Genomic DNA, 15,371 nt, shown 5'->3' on the forward strand with positions numbered 1-15,371 from the left:
TTACGCCATCTCCTCGCCGAGCGGCTGAGAATTGGGGACGATGCGCCGGGCGTTGGGCCTGCCCGGGGCCTTGAGGAAGAGTGCCAGGACCGCGGAGGCCAGGCCGATGCAGCCGGCCAGGACGAAGGCGCCGTGGTAGTCCCACGCGCCGACGACGATCGAGCCCATGCCGGAGCCGACGAGGCCCGAGATCAGCTTGGAGCTGTAGACCATGCCGTAGTTGCTGGCGTTGTTGTTCTCACCGAAGTAGTCCGCGGTCATGGCAGCGAAGAGCGGGAAGATCGCCCCGCCGCCGAAGCCGGAGACCATCGAGCAGAACAGGAAGAACGGCATGCTGCCCATCTGGCCGGAGACCAGCACGCCGAACTGTGCGGTGCCGAGCACGAGGCACACGATGATCAGCGTGTTGCGGCGCCCGTAGCGGTCGGATATCCAGCCGATGACACCGCGTCCGGTGCCGTTGACGATGGCCTTCAGGGACATCGCCGTGGCCACGATTCCACCCGCGAAGCCCATGTCCTTGCCGAACGGGACCTGGAAGGCGATGCCGAAGATGTTGATGCCGGCCGTGCACAGCAGGCAGAACCACATCATCCACAGGACCGGAGTACGAGCGGCCTCCCGCGGCGTGTACTGCTTGATCGCCGGCGGGTTCTTCTCCAGGGCCCGGCGGATGCGCGGGTCGTCGGTCGCTTTCAGCGGGTCCACGCTCGCGGGCCACCAGTTCTTCGGCGGGTCCTTGAAGAACCAGCCCGCGGAGGCCACCACGACGCACAGCCCGATGCCCACCGTGGCGAGCACCGTCTGGTAGTTGCTCAGGTCCATGTACGACGTGAACAGGAACACGAACGGTACGGATCCGTAGGCGAAACCGCCGTTGACGAAGCCGGTCTTGCCGCCCTTCCGTTCCGGATACCACTTGCCGACCATGTTCACGCAGGTCGCGTAGACGAGGCCGGCGCCGATGCCGCTGCACATGCCGAAGCCGAGGTAGGCGACCAGCACGTTCGGCGCGTAGGCCAGTGACACATAGCCCAGCATCGTGCCGACCGCGCCGATCAGCATGGCCGTACGGGCGGGCAGTTTCCCGCTCTCCCGCAGCTGACCGGCGGGGAAGGCCACGGCCGCCTGGAAGAACACCCAGACGCCCATGAGCCAGAAGATGTGTCCACTGCTCCACAGATGAGCCTCGTGGAGTGTGTCCTCCGCCGACGTGAACGCGTACTCGGCGGAACTGATGCCCATCATGCCCACCCAGGGCAGGATGACCATCCATTTCCGTGGTCGGCCCATGATGTCGACGTCGGACTCGCCGAGTCGGTACACGCGGCCGTTGCGGTCCGTCACCTCCCTGTAGGGGACAGACGTCGAATAGTCGGTAGTTGTCATTGCTCAGTACCCCTTGCGTCGAAAGATCTGGCCAGCGCCCCCTGTCCAATGCCTTTCGTGCGCGCACGGGTCCGGGGCGCGGCCGACGCGCACCGTCGGCCGCCCCCGCGTTCGCTCAGGTCATGACCCGCCCCCCAACAGTCCCGCGGCCCGTGCCCACCGGTACTTCGCACCGAGCACGGCCACCGGCTTCTCGGTGGTGTAGGGGTACGCCACGACCCCTCGCTCGTAGAGGTACTGGCCGGCCTCCTCGACCTCGACGTCACCGGCGAGCGACGCCACCACCGGCTTCTCGATGCCCCTCGCGCGGAATTCGGCCACCACGCGCGCGGTGAGCTCGGCGAACACCATGGGAGGGGTCACGATGGTGTGCCAGTAGCCGAGGACGAGCGCGTGGATGCGCGGGTCCTCGAGGCCCAGCCTGATCGTGGCCTCGTACGTCGACGGCGGCTCGCCGCCCGTGATGTCCACGGGGTTGCCTGCGGCCCCGAAGGGCGGGATGAACTTCCTGAAGGCCGCGTCCAGGTCGGGTGGGATCTCCATGAGGGAGAGACCGTTGTCGGTGACCGCGTCGGACAGCAAAACACCGCTGCCGCCGGCGCCCGTGATGATCACGACGTTGTCGCCCTTGGGGGTGGGCAGCACCGGCAACGCGCGCGCATACTCCAGCATCTCGTTCAGCCCGGGCGCCCTGATGACACCGGCCTGCCGCAGGATGTCGTCGTAGACGGCGTCGTCGCCCGCGAGCGCCCCGGTGTGCGAACCGGCGGCCTTCGCGCCCGCGGCCGTACGCCCCGCCTTCAGCACCACGACCGGCTTCTTCGGCACCGTCGCGCGTGCGGCCTCCACGAAGGCGCGCCCGTCCTTGAGATCCTCCAGGTGCATCGCGATGCACTCGGTGTGCGGGTCCTCGCCGAACCACGTCAGGAGGTCGTCCTCGTCGAGGTCCGACTTGTTGCCGAGTCCGACGATCGCCGACACGCCGGTCTTCGTCGTCCGCGCGAAGCCGAGGATGGCCATCCCGATGCCACCGGACTGCGAGGTCAGCGCGACCCCGCCCTTGACGTCGTACGGAGTGCAGAACGTGGCGCACAGGTCCTGCCAGGTCGAGTAGTAGCCGTAGATGTTCGGCCCGAGCAGGCGGACGCCGTACCGCTCGCCGATCGCCTCCACCTCGGCCTGCAGTTCGTGCTCACCGGTCTCCGCGAACCCGGAGGGAATGAGGACGGCGTTGGGGATCCTCTTGCGTCCCACCTCCTCCAGTGCCGCGGCCACGAACTTGGCGGGAACAGCGAAGACCGCCACATCCACCTCTCCGGGAACGTCCGTGACACTCTTGTACGCCTTGCGGCCCAGGATGTCATCGGCCTTGGGGTTCACCGGATGGATCTCTCCGGAGAAGCCGCCGTCGATGAGGTTGTGCATGACTGCGTTACCGATCTTGCCCGGCTCGTTGGAGGCCCCGATCACGGCCACGGAGGACGGCTGCATCAACCGGCACATGGACGTGAGGATCTCGTCGCGCGTGTAGCGCCTGCGCTTCTTGACGGGTGAGTCGGAGAGGATCACGCGGATGTCGGCCGCGACCGCGCCGTCCGGCGTGGCGATCACCGGGTTGAGGTCCACCTCGGCGATCTCCGGGAAGTCGGCGACGAGTTGGGAGACCCGACGGATCTGCTCGGCGATCGCCCACCGGTCCACGGCCGCCTGACCGCGCACCCCGCGCAGGATCTCCGCCGAGCGGATCGAGTTCAGCATGGACAGCGCCTCGTCGGCGTCCACGGGCGCGAGCCGGAACGTGACGTCCTTGAGGACCTCCACGAGCACCCCGCCGAGGCCGAAGGCCACGACCTTGCCGAAGGTGGGGTCGGTCACCGCGCCGACGATGACCTCCTGGCCCTGTGGCAGCAGCTCCTGCACCTGCACACCCTCGATCCGGGCGTCGGCGTCGTAGACGCGCGCGTTCTCGACGATCTTGTGGAACGCGGCGCGTACGTCCGCGGCGCCCTCGACGCCGACGACCACGCCGCCGGCGTCGGTCTTGTGCAGGATGTCGGGGGAGACGATCTTCATGACGACCGGCCCGCCGAACCGAGCCGCGTACGCCACCGCCTCCTCGACGTCCGTCGCCAGCTCTTCGCCGGGTACGGCGATCCCGTACGCGTCGGCGATCACCTTGCCCTCGGGCGCGGTGAGCGCGGTGCGGCCCTCCGCCCGCACGGCGTCCAGGAGCGACCGCACCCTCAGCATCCGGTCCTCGGCCATCACGTCAGATCACCCCGCTCGACTTCAGCAGGTGCAACTCCTCGTCCCCGAGACCCAGTTCACCGATGTAGATCTCTTCGTTGTGCTCGCCGAGCAGCGGCGAACCGGTCACCTCGACGGGGGAGTCGGAGAGCTTGAGCGGGCTGCCCACGGTCACGAACTCGCCGCGCTCCGGGTGCTGTACGCGCACCACCATCTCGTTGGCGGCCAGTGACTCGTCCTCGATGATCTCCTTGGTCGACAGGATCGGCCCGCACGGGATGTTGTGGGCGTTGAGCCGCTCCAGGACCTCCCACTTGGGCAGCGTCGAGGACCACTCCTCGATGAGCTGAAACATCTTGCCGAGCTTCGGCAGCCGTGCCTCCGGCGTCGCCCACTCGGGGTCGTCCGCGAGTTCGGGCCTGCCGATGAGCTCGCTGACCGGCTTCCAGCCGACGGGCTGCACGATGACGTACACGTAGTCGTTCGGGCCGCCCGGCGCGCACTTGACCGCCCAGCCGGGCTGGCCTCCGCCGGAGGCGTTTCCCGAGCGGGGAACTTCGTTGCCGAAGTCCTCGTTGGGATATTCAGCGAGCGGCCCGTGTGCCAGGCGTTGCTGATCGCGCAGCTTCACCCGGCACAGGTTGAGTACAGCGTGCTGCATGGCCACGTTGACCCGCTGCCCACGCCCGGTTTTCTCCCGCTGCAACAGCGCCGCGAGAATCCCCGCCACGGCGTGCACGCCCGTGCCCGAGTCCCCGATCTGGGCCCCCGTCGCGAGAGGCGGCCCGTCCTCGAAACCGGTGGTCGACATCGAGCCGCCCATGGCCTGCGCGACGACCTCGTACGCCTTGAAGTTGGTGTACGGGCCGTCGCCGAACCCCTTGATGGAGGCATAGACGACACGCGGATTGATCTCCTGGATACGGTCCCAGGTGAAGCCCATGCGGTCGACCGCGCCCGGACCGAAGTTCTCGACCATGACGTCGGAGCGCCGGATCAGCTCGGTGAGGATCTCCTTGCCGCGCTCGGTCTTGGTGTTGAGGGTGATGCTCCGCTTGTTGCAGTTGAGCATCGTGAAGTAGAGGGAGTCGACGTCCGGGAGGTCGCGCAGTTGCGTGCGCGTGATGTCACCGGTCGGCGCCTCCAGCTTGACGACGTCCGCGCCGAGCCAGGCGAGCAGCTGGGTCGCGGAGGGCCCGGACTGCACGTGGGTCATGTCCAGGACGCGGATGCCGTCGAGGGCCTTGGTCATGACAGCGCTCCTCACTTGTGCATGGTCTGGTTCTTCGTGCCAGGGGCGTATGTGTCCGGGTTCACCCAGACGTTGATCAGCGAAGGTTTCCCGGACTCACGGGCCCGGCGCGGCGCGGGTTCGATACCGACCGACTGGTGCTGTCGGGCATGACGGAGCCTCCCTTCGGAGGGGTCGGAACGCTCTCTCGTACATTGCATACAGTCGACGAATACTGTATGAAGCTTGTTATCCCGCATCCGGTGGGTGGTGTCCAGGGGGCGTGCGGCACTTTTCAGTCATCGGGAGCCCGGCCTCCCGATGACGTGGCAGACAGGAGCCGAGATGGACCTGTACGAACACCAGGCAAGGGACCTCTTCGAGGCGCACGGCATCGTCGTGCCGAGGGCCGAGGTCACGGACTCACCCAAGGAGGCGCGCGAGATCGCCCGCAGGCTCGGCGGCCGGGTCGTGGTCAAGGCGCAGGTGAAGACGGGCGGCCGCGGCAAGGCGGGCGGCGTCAAGCTCGCCGCGGACCCGGCCGCCGCCGAGCTCACGGCACGCCAGATCCTCGGCATGGACATCAAGGGGCACACGGTCGGCAAGGTGATGCTGGCCCAGCCGGTCGACATCGAGCGCGAGTTCTATGTCAGTTACGTCCTCGACCGTGCCGCCGGCCGCTTCCTCGCGATCGCGTCCGCGGAGGGCGGCATGGAGATCGAGGAGGTCGCCGCGAGCCGGCCCGAAGCGGTGGCGCGCGTGCACATCGACCCGGCCGAGGGCGTCACCTCCTCCAAGGCGGGCGAGATCGCCGCGGCGGCCGGGCTGCCGTCACAGACCGTCGACGTACTCGTACGGCTCTGGGAGGTGCTCGTCCGTGAGGACGCCCTGCTCGTCGAGGTCAACCCGCTCGTCCGGACGAAGCAGGGCCACATACTCGCCCTCGACGGCAAGGTCACGCTCGACGACAACGCCCGTTTCCGGCAGGCGCGCTGGGGCGCGGAAGGCGCGGAGCACGACGACCCGCTCGAGGCGCGAGCCGCCGCCAAGGGCCTCAACTACGTGAAGCTGGACGGCGAGGTCGGCATCATCGGCAACGGCGCGGGCCTCGTCATGTCGACACTCGACGTGGTCGCGGGCTGTGGCGCCCGCCCCGCCAACTTCCTCGACATCGGCGGCGGAGCCTCCGCCCAGATCATGGCCGACGGGCTGTCCGTCATCCTCTCCGACCCTGCCGTCAAGTCGGTCTTCGTCAACGTCTTCGGCGGGATCACCGCCTGCGACGCGGTCGCCGACGGCATCGTGCAGGCCCTGGACTCCGTGCAGCTGACCAAGCCGCTGGTCGTCCGCCTGGACGGCAACAACGCGGCGCGGGGACGCGCGATCCTCGACGAGCACGCCCACCCCCTGCTCCAGCAGGCCACCACCATGGACGGCGCCGCGCGCCGCGCCGCCCAACTCGCCGACGCCGTCTGAAGGAGCGTGCCATGGCCATCTACCTCACCAAGGAGAGCAAGGTCCTCGTCCAGGGCATGACCGGCGGCGAGGGCATGAAACACACCCGCCGTATGCTCGCGGCCGGCACGGACGTCGTCGGCGGCGTCAACCCGCGCAAGGCGGGCCGCACCGTCGACTTCGACGACCGGGCCGTCCCCGTCTTCGGCTCGGTGCGCGAGGGCATGGAGGCGACCGGTGCGGACGTCACTGTCGTCTTCGTACCACCCGCTTTCGCGAAGGCCGCGGTGGTCGAGGCCGCCGACGCGGGCATCGGCCTCGCGGTCGTCATCACGGAGGGCATCCCGGTCCACGACTCCGTCGCCTTCACCTCGTACGCCACGTCGAAAGGCACCAGGATCATCGGCCCGAACTGTCCGGGCCTGATCACTCCGGGTCAGTCGAACGCGGGCATCATCCCCGCCGACATCACCAAGCCGGGCCGTATCGGTCTGGTGTCGAAGTCCGGCACGCTGACGTACCAGCTCATGTACGAACTGCGGGACATCGGCTTCTCGACCTGCGTCGGCATCGGCGGTGACCCCGTCGTCGGCACGACCCACATCGACTGTCTGGCCGCCTTCGAGGCCGACCCCGACACCGAACTGATCGTGATGATCGGCGAGATCGGCGGCGACGCCGAGGAACGAGCCGCCGCGTTCATCGGTGACCACGTCACCAAGCCCGTCGTCGGCTACATCGCCGGCTTCACCGCGCCCGAAGGGAAGACGATGGGGCACGCGGGCGCCATCGTCTCCGGTTCCTCCGGCACCGCCCAGGCGAAGAAAGAGGCGCTGGAGGGGGTAGGAGTGAAGGTGGGCGGGACGCCCACCGAGACGGCGCACCTGGTGCTCGCCCTGCTGGCAGCGGGGCGTGATGTCACTCATAGTTAACGCGAGGTTACTTTCCGGTGCTCCGGCGCCTCGCTGGCGTCCCCTGGTACGACGTCCGCGTACGGCCCATGCGATCTCGGCGATCACGTGCGTAGACGAGCCATGCATCCACCCCGCCCCGACTGTGCACCGAGAGCGGAGCAATCCGATGGCACCCACTCTCACCCTCAAAACCGGTACGTCCTGGGCCGACGCCTGGCAGCGCTGCCTCGCCGTCGCCCCCGAAGCCTTCAGGGACGACCGCGTCCTCAACCTCTGGGACTCCTCCTGGCAGGCGGACGGCCGGGCCCTGCCCGCCACCAGCCCGGTCGACGGCAGCCCCATCGCGGGTCCGCCGCGCCTGGACCGCGCGACCGCCCAGCGCGCCGTGCGGGCGGCACTGGACCAGCACCGAGCCTGGCGCCATGTGCCCCTGGCCGAGCGCCGGGCCCGGGTCGCCGCGACCCTCGACGCGCTCACCGAACACCGCGAACTGCTCGCCCTGCTCCTCGTCTGGGAGATCGGCAAGCCCTGGCGGCTCGCCCAGGCCGACGTGGACCGGGCGATCGACGGCGTGCGCTGGTACGTGGACGGAATCGAACCGATGATCGGCGACCGGTCACCGCTGGACGGCCCCGTCTCCAACATCGCGAGCTGGAACTACCCGATGAGCGTCCTGGTCCACGCGATGCTGGTCCAGGCCCTGGCGGGCAACGCGGTCATCGCCAAGACCCCGACCGACGGCGGTCTCGCCTGCCTCACCCTGGCGAGCGCCCTCGCCGCACGCGAGGGCATCCCGGTCACCCTCGTCAGCGGCAGCGGAGGCGAGCTCTCGGAGGCGCTGGTGCGGGCGCCCGAGATCGGCTGCGTCTCCTTCGTCGGTGGCCGGGACACGGGCGCGGCGGTCGCGACAGCAGTCGCAGACCTCGGCAAACGGCACATCCTCGAACAGGAGGGCCTGAACGCCTGGGGCATCTGGAACTACACGGACTGGGAGTCGCTCACGGCGGTCATCCCCAAGCTCTTCGACTACGGCAAACAGCGCTGCACCGCATACCCGCGCTTCGTCGTGCAGTGTGAGCTCTTCGACGACTTCCTGGCGGCCTACCTGCCGGCGGTCCGCACGCTCAGGGTCGGCCACCCGCTGGCGGTCGAGAAGCGTGACGATCCCTACCCGCAACTCGACTTCGGCCCGCTGATCAACGCGGCCAAGGCGAAGGAGCTGTCCGACCAGGTGGCGGAGGCGATCGACCGCGGCGCGGTCCCGCTGCACCGCAGCCGGGCGGCCGAAGCGCTCTTCCTGCCGGGCCAGGACACGTCGGCGTACGTCCAGCCGGTCACCCTTCTGAACCCGCCCCCGTCCTCTCCGCTGCACCACGCGGAACCGTTCGGCCCGGTCGACACGATCGTCCTGGTCGACACGGAGGCGGAGCTGCTGGCGGCGATGAACGCGTCGAACGGCGCGCTGGTCGCGACGCTCTCGACCGACGATCGGTCGACGTACGACCGCCTGGCCCCGCAGATCCGCGCCTTCAAGGTCGGCCACGGCAAACCCCGTTCCCGCGGCGACCGCGACGAACTCTTCGGCGGCTTCGGCGCGTCCTGGCGCGGCGCGTTCGTGGGCGGCGAGCTGCTGGTGCGCGCGGTGACGCAGGGGCCGGCGGGGGAGAGGCTGCCGGGCAACTTCCCGGAGTACCAGCTCATGCCGTGAGGGGTGGCCGGGCGGTGTGCGCTTCGCAGGTGTACCGCCCGGCGATGATCTCGTCGGCCAGCCATCGGGCGACACCCGTCGGGTAGGGCCGTGGCAGGTTCAGCACGATGTGGTTCATCCCGGCCGCGACGAGCGCGTCCACGCCGGCGCGCGTCGCGGCCGGGTCGTCGTACGAGACGAGGACCTGCACCGAGCACGTGATCTCGCGAGGGTCGCGCCCGAGGTCGGAGCAGTGGGCATCGAGCACCCGCCCGCGTTCGGCGATGAAGTCGACGCTGTTGTGGGGCGGCCCGGGGATGTTCCACACGTCGGCGTGCTCGGCGACGAGCCGCAGGAGACGGGTGCCCCAGCCGCCGATCAGCAGTGGGGGCCCTGGCCGCTGGACGGGTTTGGGCTCGCACCGGGTGCCCTTCAGTCGGTAGTAGCCGCCCGGGAAGTCGAAGACATCCTCGGTCCACATCCGCTTCAGGATCTGGAGGGTCTCGCCGAGCCGGGCGATCCCTTCCGCCGGAGGGACGAGCGCGAGCCCGTACGCCTCGTACTCCGCGATCGCCGGATTGTCCCCGGGAATCCCGCCGGCACCCGACGGCTGGTGCGTGCCGCCGACACCGATTCCCAGGACCAGTCGCCCGCCGGAGATCACGTCCACGGTCGAGGCCATCTTGCCGAGGACCGCGGGTGGACGGATCCGGTTGCTGGTGACCAGCACCCCGAGCCGCAGTCGCTCGGTCTGCGCGGCCAGGGCGGCGAGCAGGGTCCAGCTCTCGTGCGCCTGCCCGTCCTTCGGCCCGGCGAGGGGCAGCAGGTGGTCCCAGAGCCAGGCGTCCTCGATCTCGGGAACGGCCTCGGCCTCCAGCCAGACGCGGCGTATGTCGTCGTAGGAGACGTGCATGGGTGCGGTCTTGATGCCGAAGCGCACGGTCGTCATGGCCGTCAGCCTACCTAATCATCAGCATCACTGACTATCAAGGCTGACTACAGTTCTCGCCATGGCTGACGAGCACACCCCCACGCCCCTGGAATCCCGGCTCGGCTACCTCCTCAAGCACGCGCAGCTACGCTTGGCCCGCGCCTCGGCCGAGGCTCTCGCCCCCTTCGGGATCGACGGCCACGAACTGGCCGTCCTGGTGGTCCTCGCCGGCGAGGAACCGCTCGCGCAGGTCGAGGTGGCGGCCCGGCTCGGCGTGGACCGCACCACGATGGTGGCGCTGATCGACGCCTTGGAGGACCGTGGCCTGGTGGAGCGGCGGCGCAGTGCACATGACCGGCGCAAGAACATCGTCGAGCTGACCGCCGCGGGGGCGGACTGCCTGCGTAGAGGCGAGGAGGCGCGCCGTACGGCGGAGCGCCGCTTCCTCGCTCCGCTGGACGAGGAGACGGCGGCCGCACTCGTTCACACGCTGCGGCGCCTCGTGGCGGAGGGTGTCGAAGAGTGACGGCCACGGGACGGAAACGCAGGTGAAAGCCACTCCGAAATCTTGGTATTCTTGTGCGTGTCGCCGCCGGGGAGACCCCAGGCAAGGCGACTGACACCTGGTCCGGGTGGCGGAATGGCAGACGCGCTAGCTTGAGGTGCTAGTGCCCTTTATCGGGCGTGGGGGTTCAAGTCCCCCCTCGGACACTCCTTGGGACGTTCACGAGATCGTCCCGAAGCGTTCACGAATTACCGGTCGAGTCATGTGACTCACCGGTAATTCGTCGTTTCTGGGGCCTCAAGCCTCGTGATCGGCTCGATGAGGAGGTGAGGCGGTGGCGGTCCAGGCACTGCGCCTCTCACCTGCGGAAACAGGACATGCCTGCGCGACGGCTGGTAGCCGTGGCGCAGGCATGTGGGGTTTTCAGGGCATGGAGCGCGGCGGGGGTGTGTCACTCGCGTGGCGGCGGCTCGACCTGCTCGGTCGGAAGGGGTCGCGCCAGGGGCGGGTCGGAGGGCTCACCGGGTTGGGTTGCGGCGCTCTGCGGGCTGGCTTTGCGGGGCTGGATGCCCTGATCGCGGAGGAACCGTCGGATGGCTCTGAGGTTCGCCACGAAGATGATGACGGCATTGAGCAGGGTCTGTGCGACGCGTCCGTGCGGCAGGCGGAGCTGGGGATTGTCGATGCTGTCGAGGGCGGACTTCTTCAGGTTGCCGTTGCCGCCCTCGTTCTGACTGCGCAGTCCGGACCAGGCCTCCTGCCACCGAGGGGTGAACAGGGGGTATTTTTGCCGCCACTTGGCCAACACGGTGCCCGGGACGGTGATGCTCTTCCCTCTGCAGATGTCTGGGTGGACAGGGGTGTCCCGCTTGGGCCTGGGAATGGTGGGCAGGGCTGCCGGGGTACGGACAGTGGGGGCGTCGAGGTCGACGACGGTGGACGGGCGTGGCTGGGGCCGGCGGTAGCAGGTGACCGTGGCGTGCGGCCCGAGGGCGGGGCACTGTCGACGTTGATCCCCTGCGGGCCCGTATTCCTTGATCTTGGCCTGGTAGTCCTTCCGGGATTGGATCAGGTTGAGTGCGTGGGCGCGGTCCTCGTCCGTGCGGCTGTCGATGTATGTGGCGCCCGCAGTGACGAGCGGGGTGGGCATCAGCGGGCAGTAGAACTCGCCGCCGACCAGCTGCATGCCGCGGAACTCTCCCTGCCGGTCGACCTTGTCGTCGTTGTAGTGCTTCACCGCGTTGAGGCCGAGTTTGAGCAGCTGCAGATGCAGGTTGTGAGGCTTGGCCTGGGTGATGCCCCGGTCGGCGCAGAACAGGTCTTTGACCAGGCCTCGTTCGAAGGCCGGCTGGATGGCGCGCAGGGCGGCCGGGCCGGGTTCGGTGCCCGGGGTGTGAAGGATCATGCCGAGGCAGACCGCCGGGTAGGCGCCGGCGAGGTCGCCATGGCCATGGCCCGGGAACGCGCCCATCATGGCGTAGCGGAACTCTCTCTTCTCCGGCGCCTTGGCCTTCTTCTCCTGTCCCGACTTGGTCTTGCGAGGCACTGGCTTGTTTGCCGTGCCGCGCCGGGTGCCAGTGTTCGTGGAGGCCGCAGCTTTGCCGCTGGGCCCCGACTTCTTCTGCGTTCCTCCCTTCACGTACATCCCGGCGGTGATCTCAAGCGAGGCCCGGTCCTGGTGGTAGTCCGGCTCTTTGCCCCAGACCGGAACCGGAGTGTCGTCGACCGCGATGTGGCCAGGCCAACGAGCGAAGTCTCCGCGCCGGTAGGAAGCCATCACCGGAGCGAGAATCAGATCCTGGGCGATGGCCTCCAGATTGCGCACGGTGTCCTGGTTGGCGAGGGCATTCCACTTCTGACGGATCTTCTTGGCCTCGCTCAGCGACAGCCGCTTGCGGCGGTCGTGCGGTGCAGGGTCGAGGCGCCGGGTCATCGAGGCCCAGGACCGGTAGACACGCTTCGACGTCGCGTACTGCTGGTGCGCGACGCGGTCGATCTCTTCTCGCGTTGCGCCCTCGCGGATGTGCAGGTCGACGTCGGGGACGTCAAGGAGGGCCTTGGACCCTGGAGACAGGGCGAAGAAGAGCGTTTCCCACGCGTCGTCGATGTTCGCGCTCTTGCCCATGTACTGCGACAGGATCAGGCCGATCAGCACTGTGCGGAACGGGAAGCCCTTCGGGCCTGGCCGGTGCTCGTTGGAGGGAAGGCGTTCCAGTACTCCGCTGTGGCGCACGAGGTCGAAGACCTGCCTCACAACGCGGTCGCTGAGGGTACGGCCGGGGGCCTGTGGTGCAGGGCGTAAGGCGAGGCCGGTACGCCGGCAGGGTTTGTCCTCCGGGTTCTTCCTGCTCACGCCGCCGCCCCCCGCAACAGATCGGATGCCTCCGCTTCGGGCACGTCGTGGAGGAAGACGAGGTAGCGCGAGAGGCTGTGCAGGGTCCCGAGTCCCGACGCTTTGAGGATCACCTTCAGCGGAATACCTGCATTGAGCAGGTCGACGAGCCAGGTCGTACGCAGCCGCTGGGTCTGCAGCACGGCACCGTCACAACGGCCGATGATCCGCGGGTACCTGGCCAGCCAGTCCGATGCGATGTGCTTGCTGGTGCGGTCCTGCCAGTCCGGCCGGAAGGCGTACACCTCTGCCGGGATGTGGGCGGCTTCCGCCAGCAGCAGTTCCTCGTAGGCGTACCGACATACGACAGTGCGCGGACGGCGCCCGTGCACCTTGACCAGTGCCCGGCCGGTGGGGCCCGCGAGGATGTCCCGCCCTTGAACGTACACAAGATCCTCAACGGCGAGCCCGCAGCCGACGCCGAGACAGAACAGAAGACAGGCGTTGCGCCGCTGGGCGGGGGTGGGCAGGCTCTGCGCCCAGATCAGCCAGTAGGCGATTTCTGCTGGCGGGTAGGGGGCCACTGGGGCGGCGGTGGCCTTCAGCCGGATCGGCGGATGCTGTCCGAGCTGGTCCAGCAGGAGTGCTTCGGAGGCCCGCCGCAGCTGGCTGCTGCAGGTTCGGCGGCTGTTGGCGGCCATGTCGCGGCAGCCGACGAGGATGAACCGTTCGACGGTGCTCTGGTCAAGGATCACCGAGGGTTCGAGCGGGAGGCCCTGGGCCTCGACCCAGGCGACCAGCCGTGCGAGCGGTGTCATGACCACGTCTGGGCCGTAGGGTCCCGCTGCGACGGCCATGAAACCCAGCGAGCGGACGACCGGAGCGATGCGGCGCCACTGGGCGGGCGGCACCGTCTCCGCCTTCGGTGCGTAGGCCAGCAGGCGATTCGACACAGCGACCTCCAGGCGCAAGGCCCATGACAGGTGGCCGGTTAACCGGCCACTGGTGTCAGTGTCGATCACGAGCTGAAGGAACGCATCTTTATGACTGGAGGCCGAGCGCGCACGGCGCCGCCATGGAGCTACGCCGTCGATCCGGAGGAGTGGCCGGATGCCCGGATCGCCGGGGAGCCCGCCGCAGCGGTGGTCCAGACGATTGCCCGCCGCCTCGCTGCCGCCCTGCGTGAGAGGCCGGAGCTCTCGCTGCGTGCCCTGGCCGCCCAGAGCAACGTCGGCAGACAGACCATCGGCGATCTGCTGGCGGGCGCCACCTGGCCGGATGTGCTGACGGTCTGCCGACTGGAGCGCGCCCTGGGCCTGGCGCTCTGGCCCGGATCGAATGCGACCCAATGTGCTCATGACTGATCCCCAATTGCCTATTGAAGGTCAGTCGTGCACGCTCAAGTGCGGAATGGCGCAGACGCCCTATAGCGCCACCCGTGGGAGCGCTAGAGTGAACGTGCGCGACGGACCGGAACCCTGCTAGGAGAAGCGTCCGTTCGCGTGTTTGGCGGCCTCCCTCGACCGCTAATCGAGGGAGGCCTGCTGTTGGGTGAGGGTCGTTCTCGGATAGATCAAGCAGCCCGGGATGACAGCACGGCCCGGAACATTCCCGGTGCTACGTTTTCCACCTCGCCGAGTTGCTTCATGCGGTTGAGGGTTTTTCCTACGGATGAGCGGACCGTCGCGTCCGCTCCCGGGCGCACCGCCGCCGCGATATCGGTGATGGACATTGCCTCTTGAGCAGCGCACAGGAGTGTGAGGATCGCATCGCGCATGCTTCCGTTACGCGGTGGCCCCAGGGCCCGAGTGCTAATGCCCGGGCGCGCATCTTCGGACGAAGGATCCTCATCGGCGACAGAAACTTCAGACGGACCCTCCCGGGAAGGCCGGGCGATTGCCGCGTCCTCGCCAGTGTCCGGCGGCTCTTCGCGGACATCGGTGGATTCGACGCCCTGGCACATCATCGCGTACACAGCTTCCAATGTCGCCAACTCGCCGCGCAGTGAAGTGATCAGCTCCTTCACGGCATGCCGGGCCTGGCCGATGTAGACACCCTTGTCTGACGCAGGTGCGCCGGTCCGGTATCCCGCCATAGCGAACTCCTAAGGAAGGTCGCTGCCAGTGTAGGGACGGCACACTGTGGCACGCACGCAGTTCCTGTGAGGCGCTATCAAACGGTCAGCAGTGCGCTCAAGCACGGCAAGTCTGGTCGGGTTTATCGCAGGACTCGACCCGTCTTGGCGCAGAGTTGGCTCGCCGGGTTCGTGCGATGCCGCTCCGGAACTGTGAGACGTGCCACCACAGAATTCTGACGTGTGGATTCTGTCGAAGCTCCCGGTCTCCGGGAACGTTTGAGCGTTACGGTTCCTTCATGGTGGATGGCAAGTATCTGTCGGCGACAGAGGCCTTGGCGTCGGTGACGAAGGCCCTGGATGTTCTCGTCCTGGCGTATGACCGGGGGGAAATCGGTGTTACCGAAACCGCCCGGGAGCTCGGTATCTCACGTTCCACCGCACACCGCATCCTGGTCACCCTGCAGCGCACAGGTTTCCTGCGTCACGATCCTGGCCAGCACGGATACTCTGAGGTGCCCCGAAGTTTCCGGACAGGGACCCAATAGGATCTCTACGTAAGGAAACGAGAGGCAAGACGTGGCACCACCCAGTAAGTACTCGCCG

13 protein-coding genes and 1 tRNA gene are annotated in these 15,371 nt (G+C 68.2%); 7 read left to right on the plus strand and 7 right to left on the minus strand.

Annotation, left to right across the window (positions count from 1 at the left end; translation table 11 throughout):
- The 3 genes from ACZ3TS_RS06235 to frc form a co-directional block, all read right to left on the minus strand.
- Positions 1–1,389 carry an OFA family MFS transporter gene (locus ACZ3TS_RS06235; protein ID WP_467614085.1) on the minus strand — a complete coding sequence of 463 codons (1,389 nt, stop codon included), beginning with the start codon at positions 1,387–1,389 and terminating at the stop codon, positions 1–3.
- Between the two features lie 120 nt (positions 1,390–1,509).
- The gene (locus tag ACZ3TS_RS06240) at positions 1,510–3,654 is read right to left on the minus strand and encodes an acetate--CoA ligase family protein (protein ID WP_467614119.1); all 2,145 of its coding nucleotides are present in this window, start codon (positions 3,652–3,654) and stop codon (positions 1,510–1,512) included.
- 4 nt (positions 3,655–3,658) lie between these two features.
- On the minus strand, positions 3,659–4,888 hold the full coding sequence (gene frc / locus ACZ3TS_RS06245; protein WP_467614087.1) for a formyl-CoA transferase: 1,230 nt from the start codon (positions 4,886–4,888) through the stop codon (positions 3,659–3,661).
- Between the two features lie 324 nt (positions 4,889–5,212).
- Here frc and sucC point away from each other — a divergent pair, with 324 nt between their 5' ends.
- From sucC to ACZ3TS_RS06260, 3 genes are all read left to right on the plus strand, one after another.
- A complete protein-coding gene (gene sucC / locus ACZ3TS_RS06250; RefSeq protein WP_467614121.1) occupies positions 5,213–6,343 on the plus strand; it encodes an ADP-forming succinate--CoA ligase subunit beta in 1,131 nt (376 codons plus the stop codon).
- Between the two features lie 11 nt (positions 6,344–6,354).
- The gene (sucD, locus tag ACZ3TS_RS06255; protein WP_467614089.1) at positions 6,355–7,254 is read left to right on the plus strand and encodes a succinate--CoA ligase subunit alpha; all 900 of its coding nucleotides are present in this window, start codon (positions 6,355–6,357) and stop codon (positions 7,252–7,254) included.
- Positions 7,255–7,402: 148 nt separating this feature from the next.
- Positions 7,403–8,944: an aldehyde dehydrogenase family protein gene (locus ACZ3TS_RS06260; protein WP_467614091.1), complete on the plus strand. Its 1,542-nt coding sequence runs from the start codon at positions 7,403–7,405 to the stop codon at positions 8,942–8,944.
- Here the strand turns inward: ACZ3TS_RS06260 and ACZ3TS_RS06265 are convergent.
- Complete coding sequence (locus ACZ3TS_RS06265) at positions 8,934–9,872, minus strand: LLM class flavin-dependent oxidoreductase (RefSeq protein WP_467614093.1); 939 nt, start codon at positions 9,870–9,872, stop codon at positions 8,934–8,936. The genes ACZ3TS_RS06260 and ACZ3TS_RS06265 overlap by 11 nt on opposite strands.
- Positions 9,873–9,933: 61 nt before the next feature.
- Here ACZ3TS_RS06265 and ACZ3TS_RS06270 point away from each other — a divergent pair, with 61 nt between their 5' ends.
- Both ACZ3TS_RS06270 and ACZ3TS_RS06275 read left to right on the plus strand, forming a co-directional pair.
- Positions 9,934–10,380 (plus strand): MarR family winged helix-turn-helix transcriptional regulator, encoded by a 447-nt coding sequence (locus tag ACZ3TS_RS06270; RefSeq protein WP_467614095.1) that lies wholly within the window; start codon positions 9,934–9,936, stop codon positions 10,378–10,380.
- A 100-nt stretch (positions 10,381–10,480) separates the two neighbouring features.
- Positions 10,481–10,565 (plus strand) — tRNA-Leu (locus tag ACZ3TS_RS06275).
- Between the two features lie 245 nt (positions 10,566–10,810).
- Here ACZ3TS_RS06275 and ACZ3TS_RS06280 read toward each other — a convergent pair.
- Together ACZ3TS_RS06280 and ACZ3TS_RS06285 are read right to left on the minus strand one after the other, a co-directional pair.
- Positions 10,811–12,613 carry a hypothetical protein gene (locus ACZ3TS_RS06280; protein WP_467614097.1) on the minus strand — a complete coding sequence of 601 codons (1,803 nt, stop codon included), beginning with the start codon at positions 12,611–12,613 and terminating at the stop codon, positions 10,811–10,813.
- A gap of 95 nt (positions 12,614–12,708) precedes the next feature.
- Complete coding sequence (locus ACZ3TS_RS06285) at positions 12,709–13,713, minus strand: site-specific integrase (RefSeq protein ID WP_467614099.1); 1,005 nt, start codon at positions 13,711–13,713, stop codon at positions 12,709–12,711.
- A gap of 21 nt (positions 13,714–13,734) precedes the next feature.
- On the opposite strand from ACZ3TS_RS06285, the gene ACZ3TS_RS06290 reads away from it, so the two are divergent.
- A complete protein-coding gene (locus ACZ3TS_RS06290) occupies positions 13,735–14,055 on the plus strand; it encodes a helix-turn-helix domain-containing protein (protein ID WP_079259476.1) in 321 nt (106 codons plus the stop codon).
- 209 nt (positions 14,056–14,264) lie between these two features.
- On the opposite strand, the gene ACZ3TS_RS06295 is transcribed toward ACZ3TS_RS06290, so the two are convergent.
- Positions 14,265–14,786 carry a hypothetical protein gene (locus ACZ3TS_RS06295; protein ID WP_467614101.1) on the minus strand — a complete coding sequence of 174 codons (522 nt, stop codon included), beginning with the start codon at positions 14,784–14,786 and terminating at the stop codon, positions 14,265–14,267.
- Positions 14,787–15,064: 278 nt separating this feature from the next.
- On the opposite strand from ACZ3TS_RS06295, the gene ACZ3TS_RS06300 reads away from it, so the two are divergent.
- Positions 15,065–15,313: a helix-turn-helix domain-containing protein gene (locus ACZ3TS_RS06300; protein WP_467614103.1), complete on the plus strand. Its 249-nt coding sequence runs from the start codon at positions 15,065–15,067 to the stop codon at positions 15,311–15,313.
- Positions 15,314–15,371: the final 58 nt, after the last annotated feature.

It is taken from the genome of Streptomyces sp. NPDC022910, from assembly GCF_055561075.1.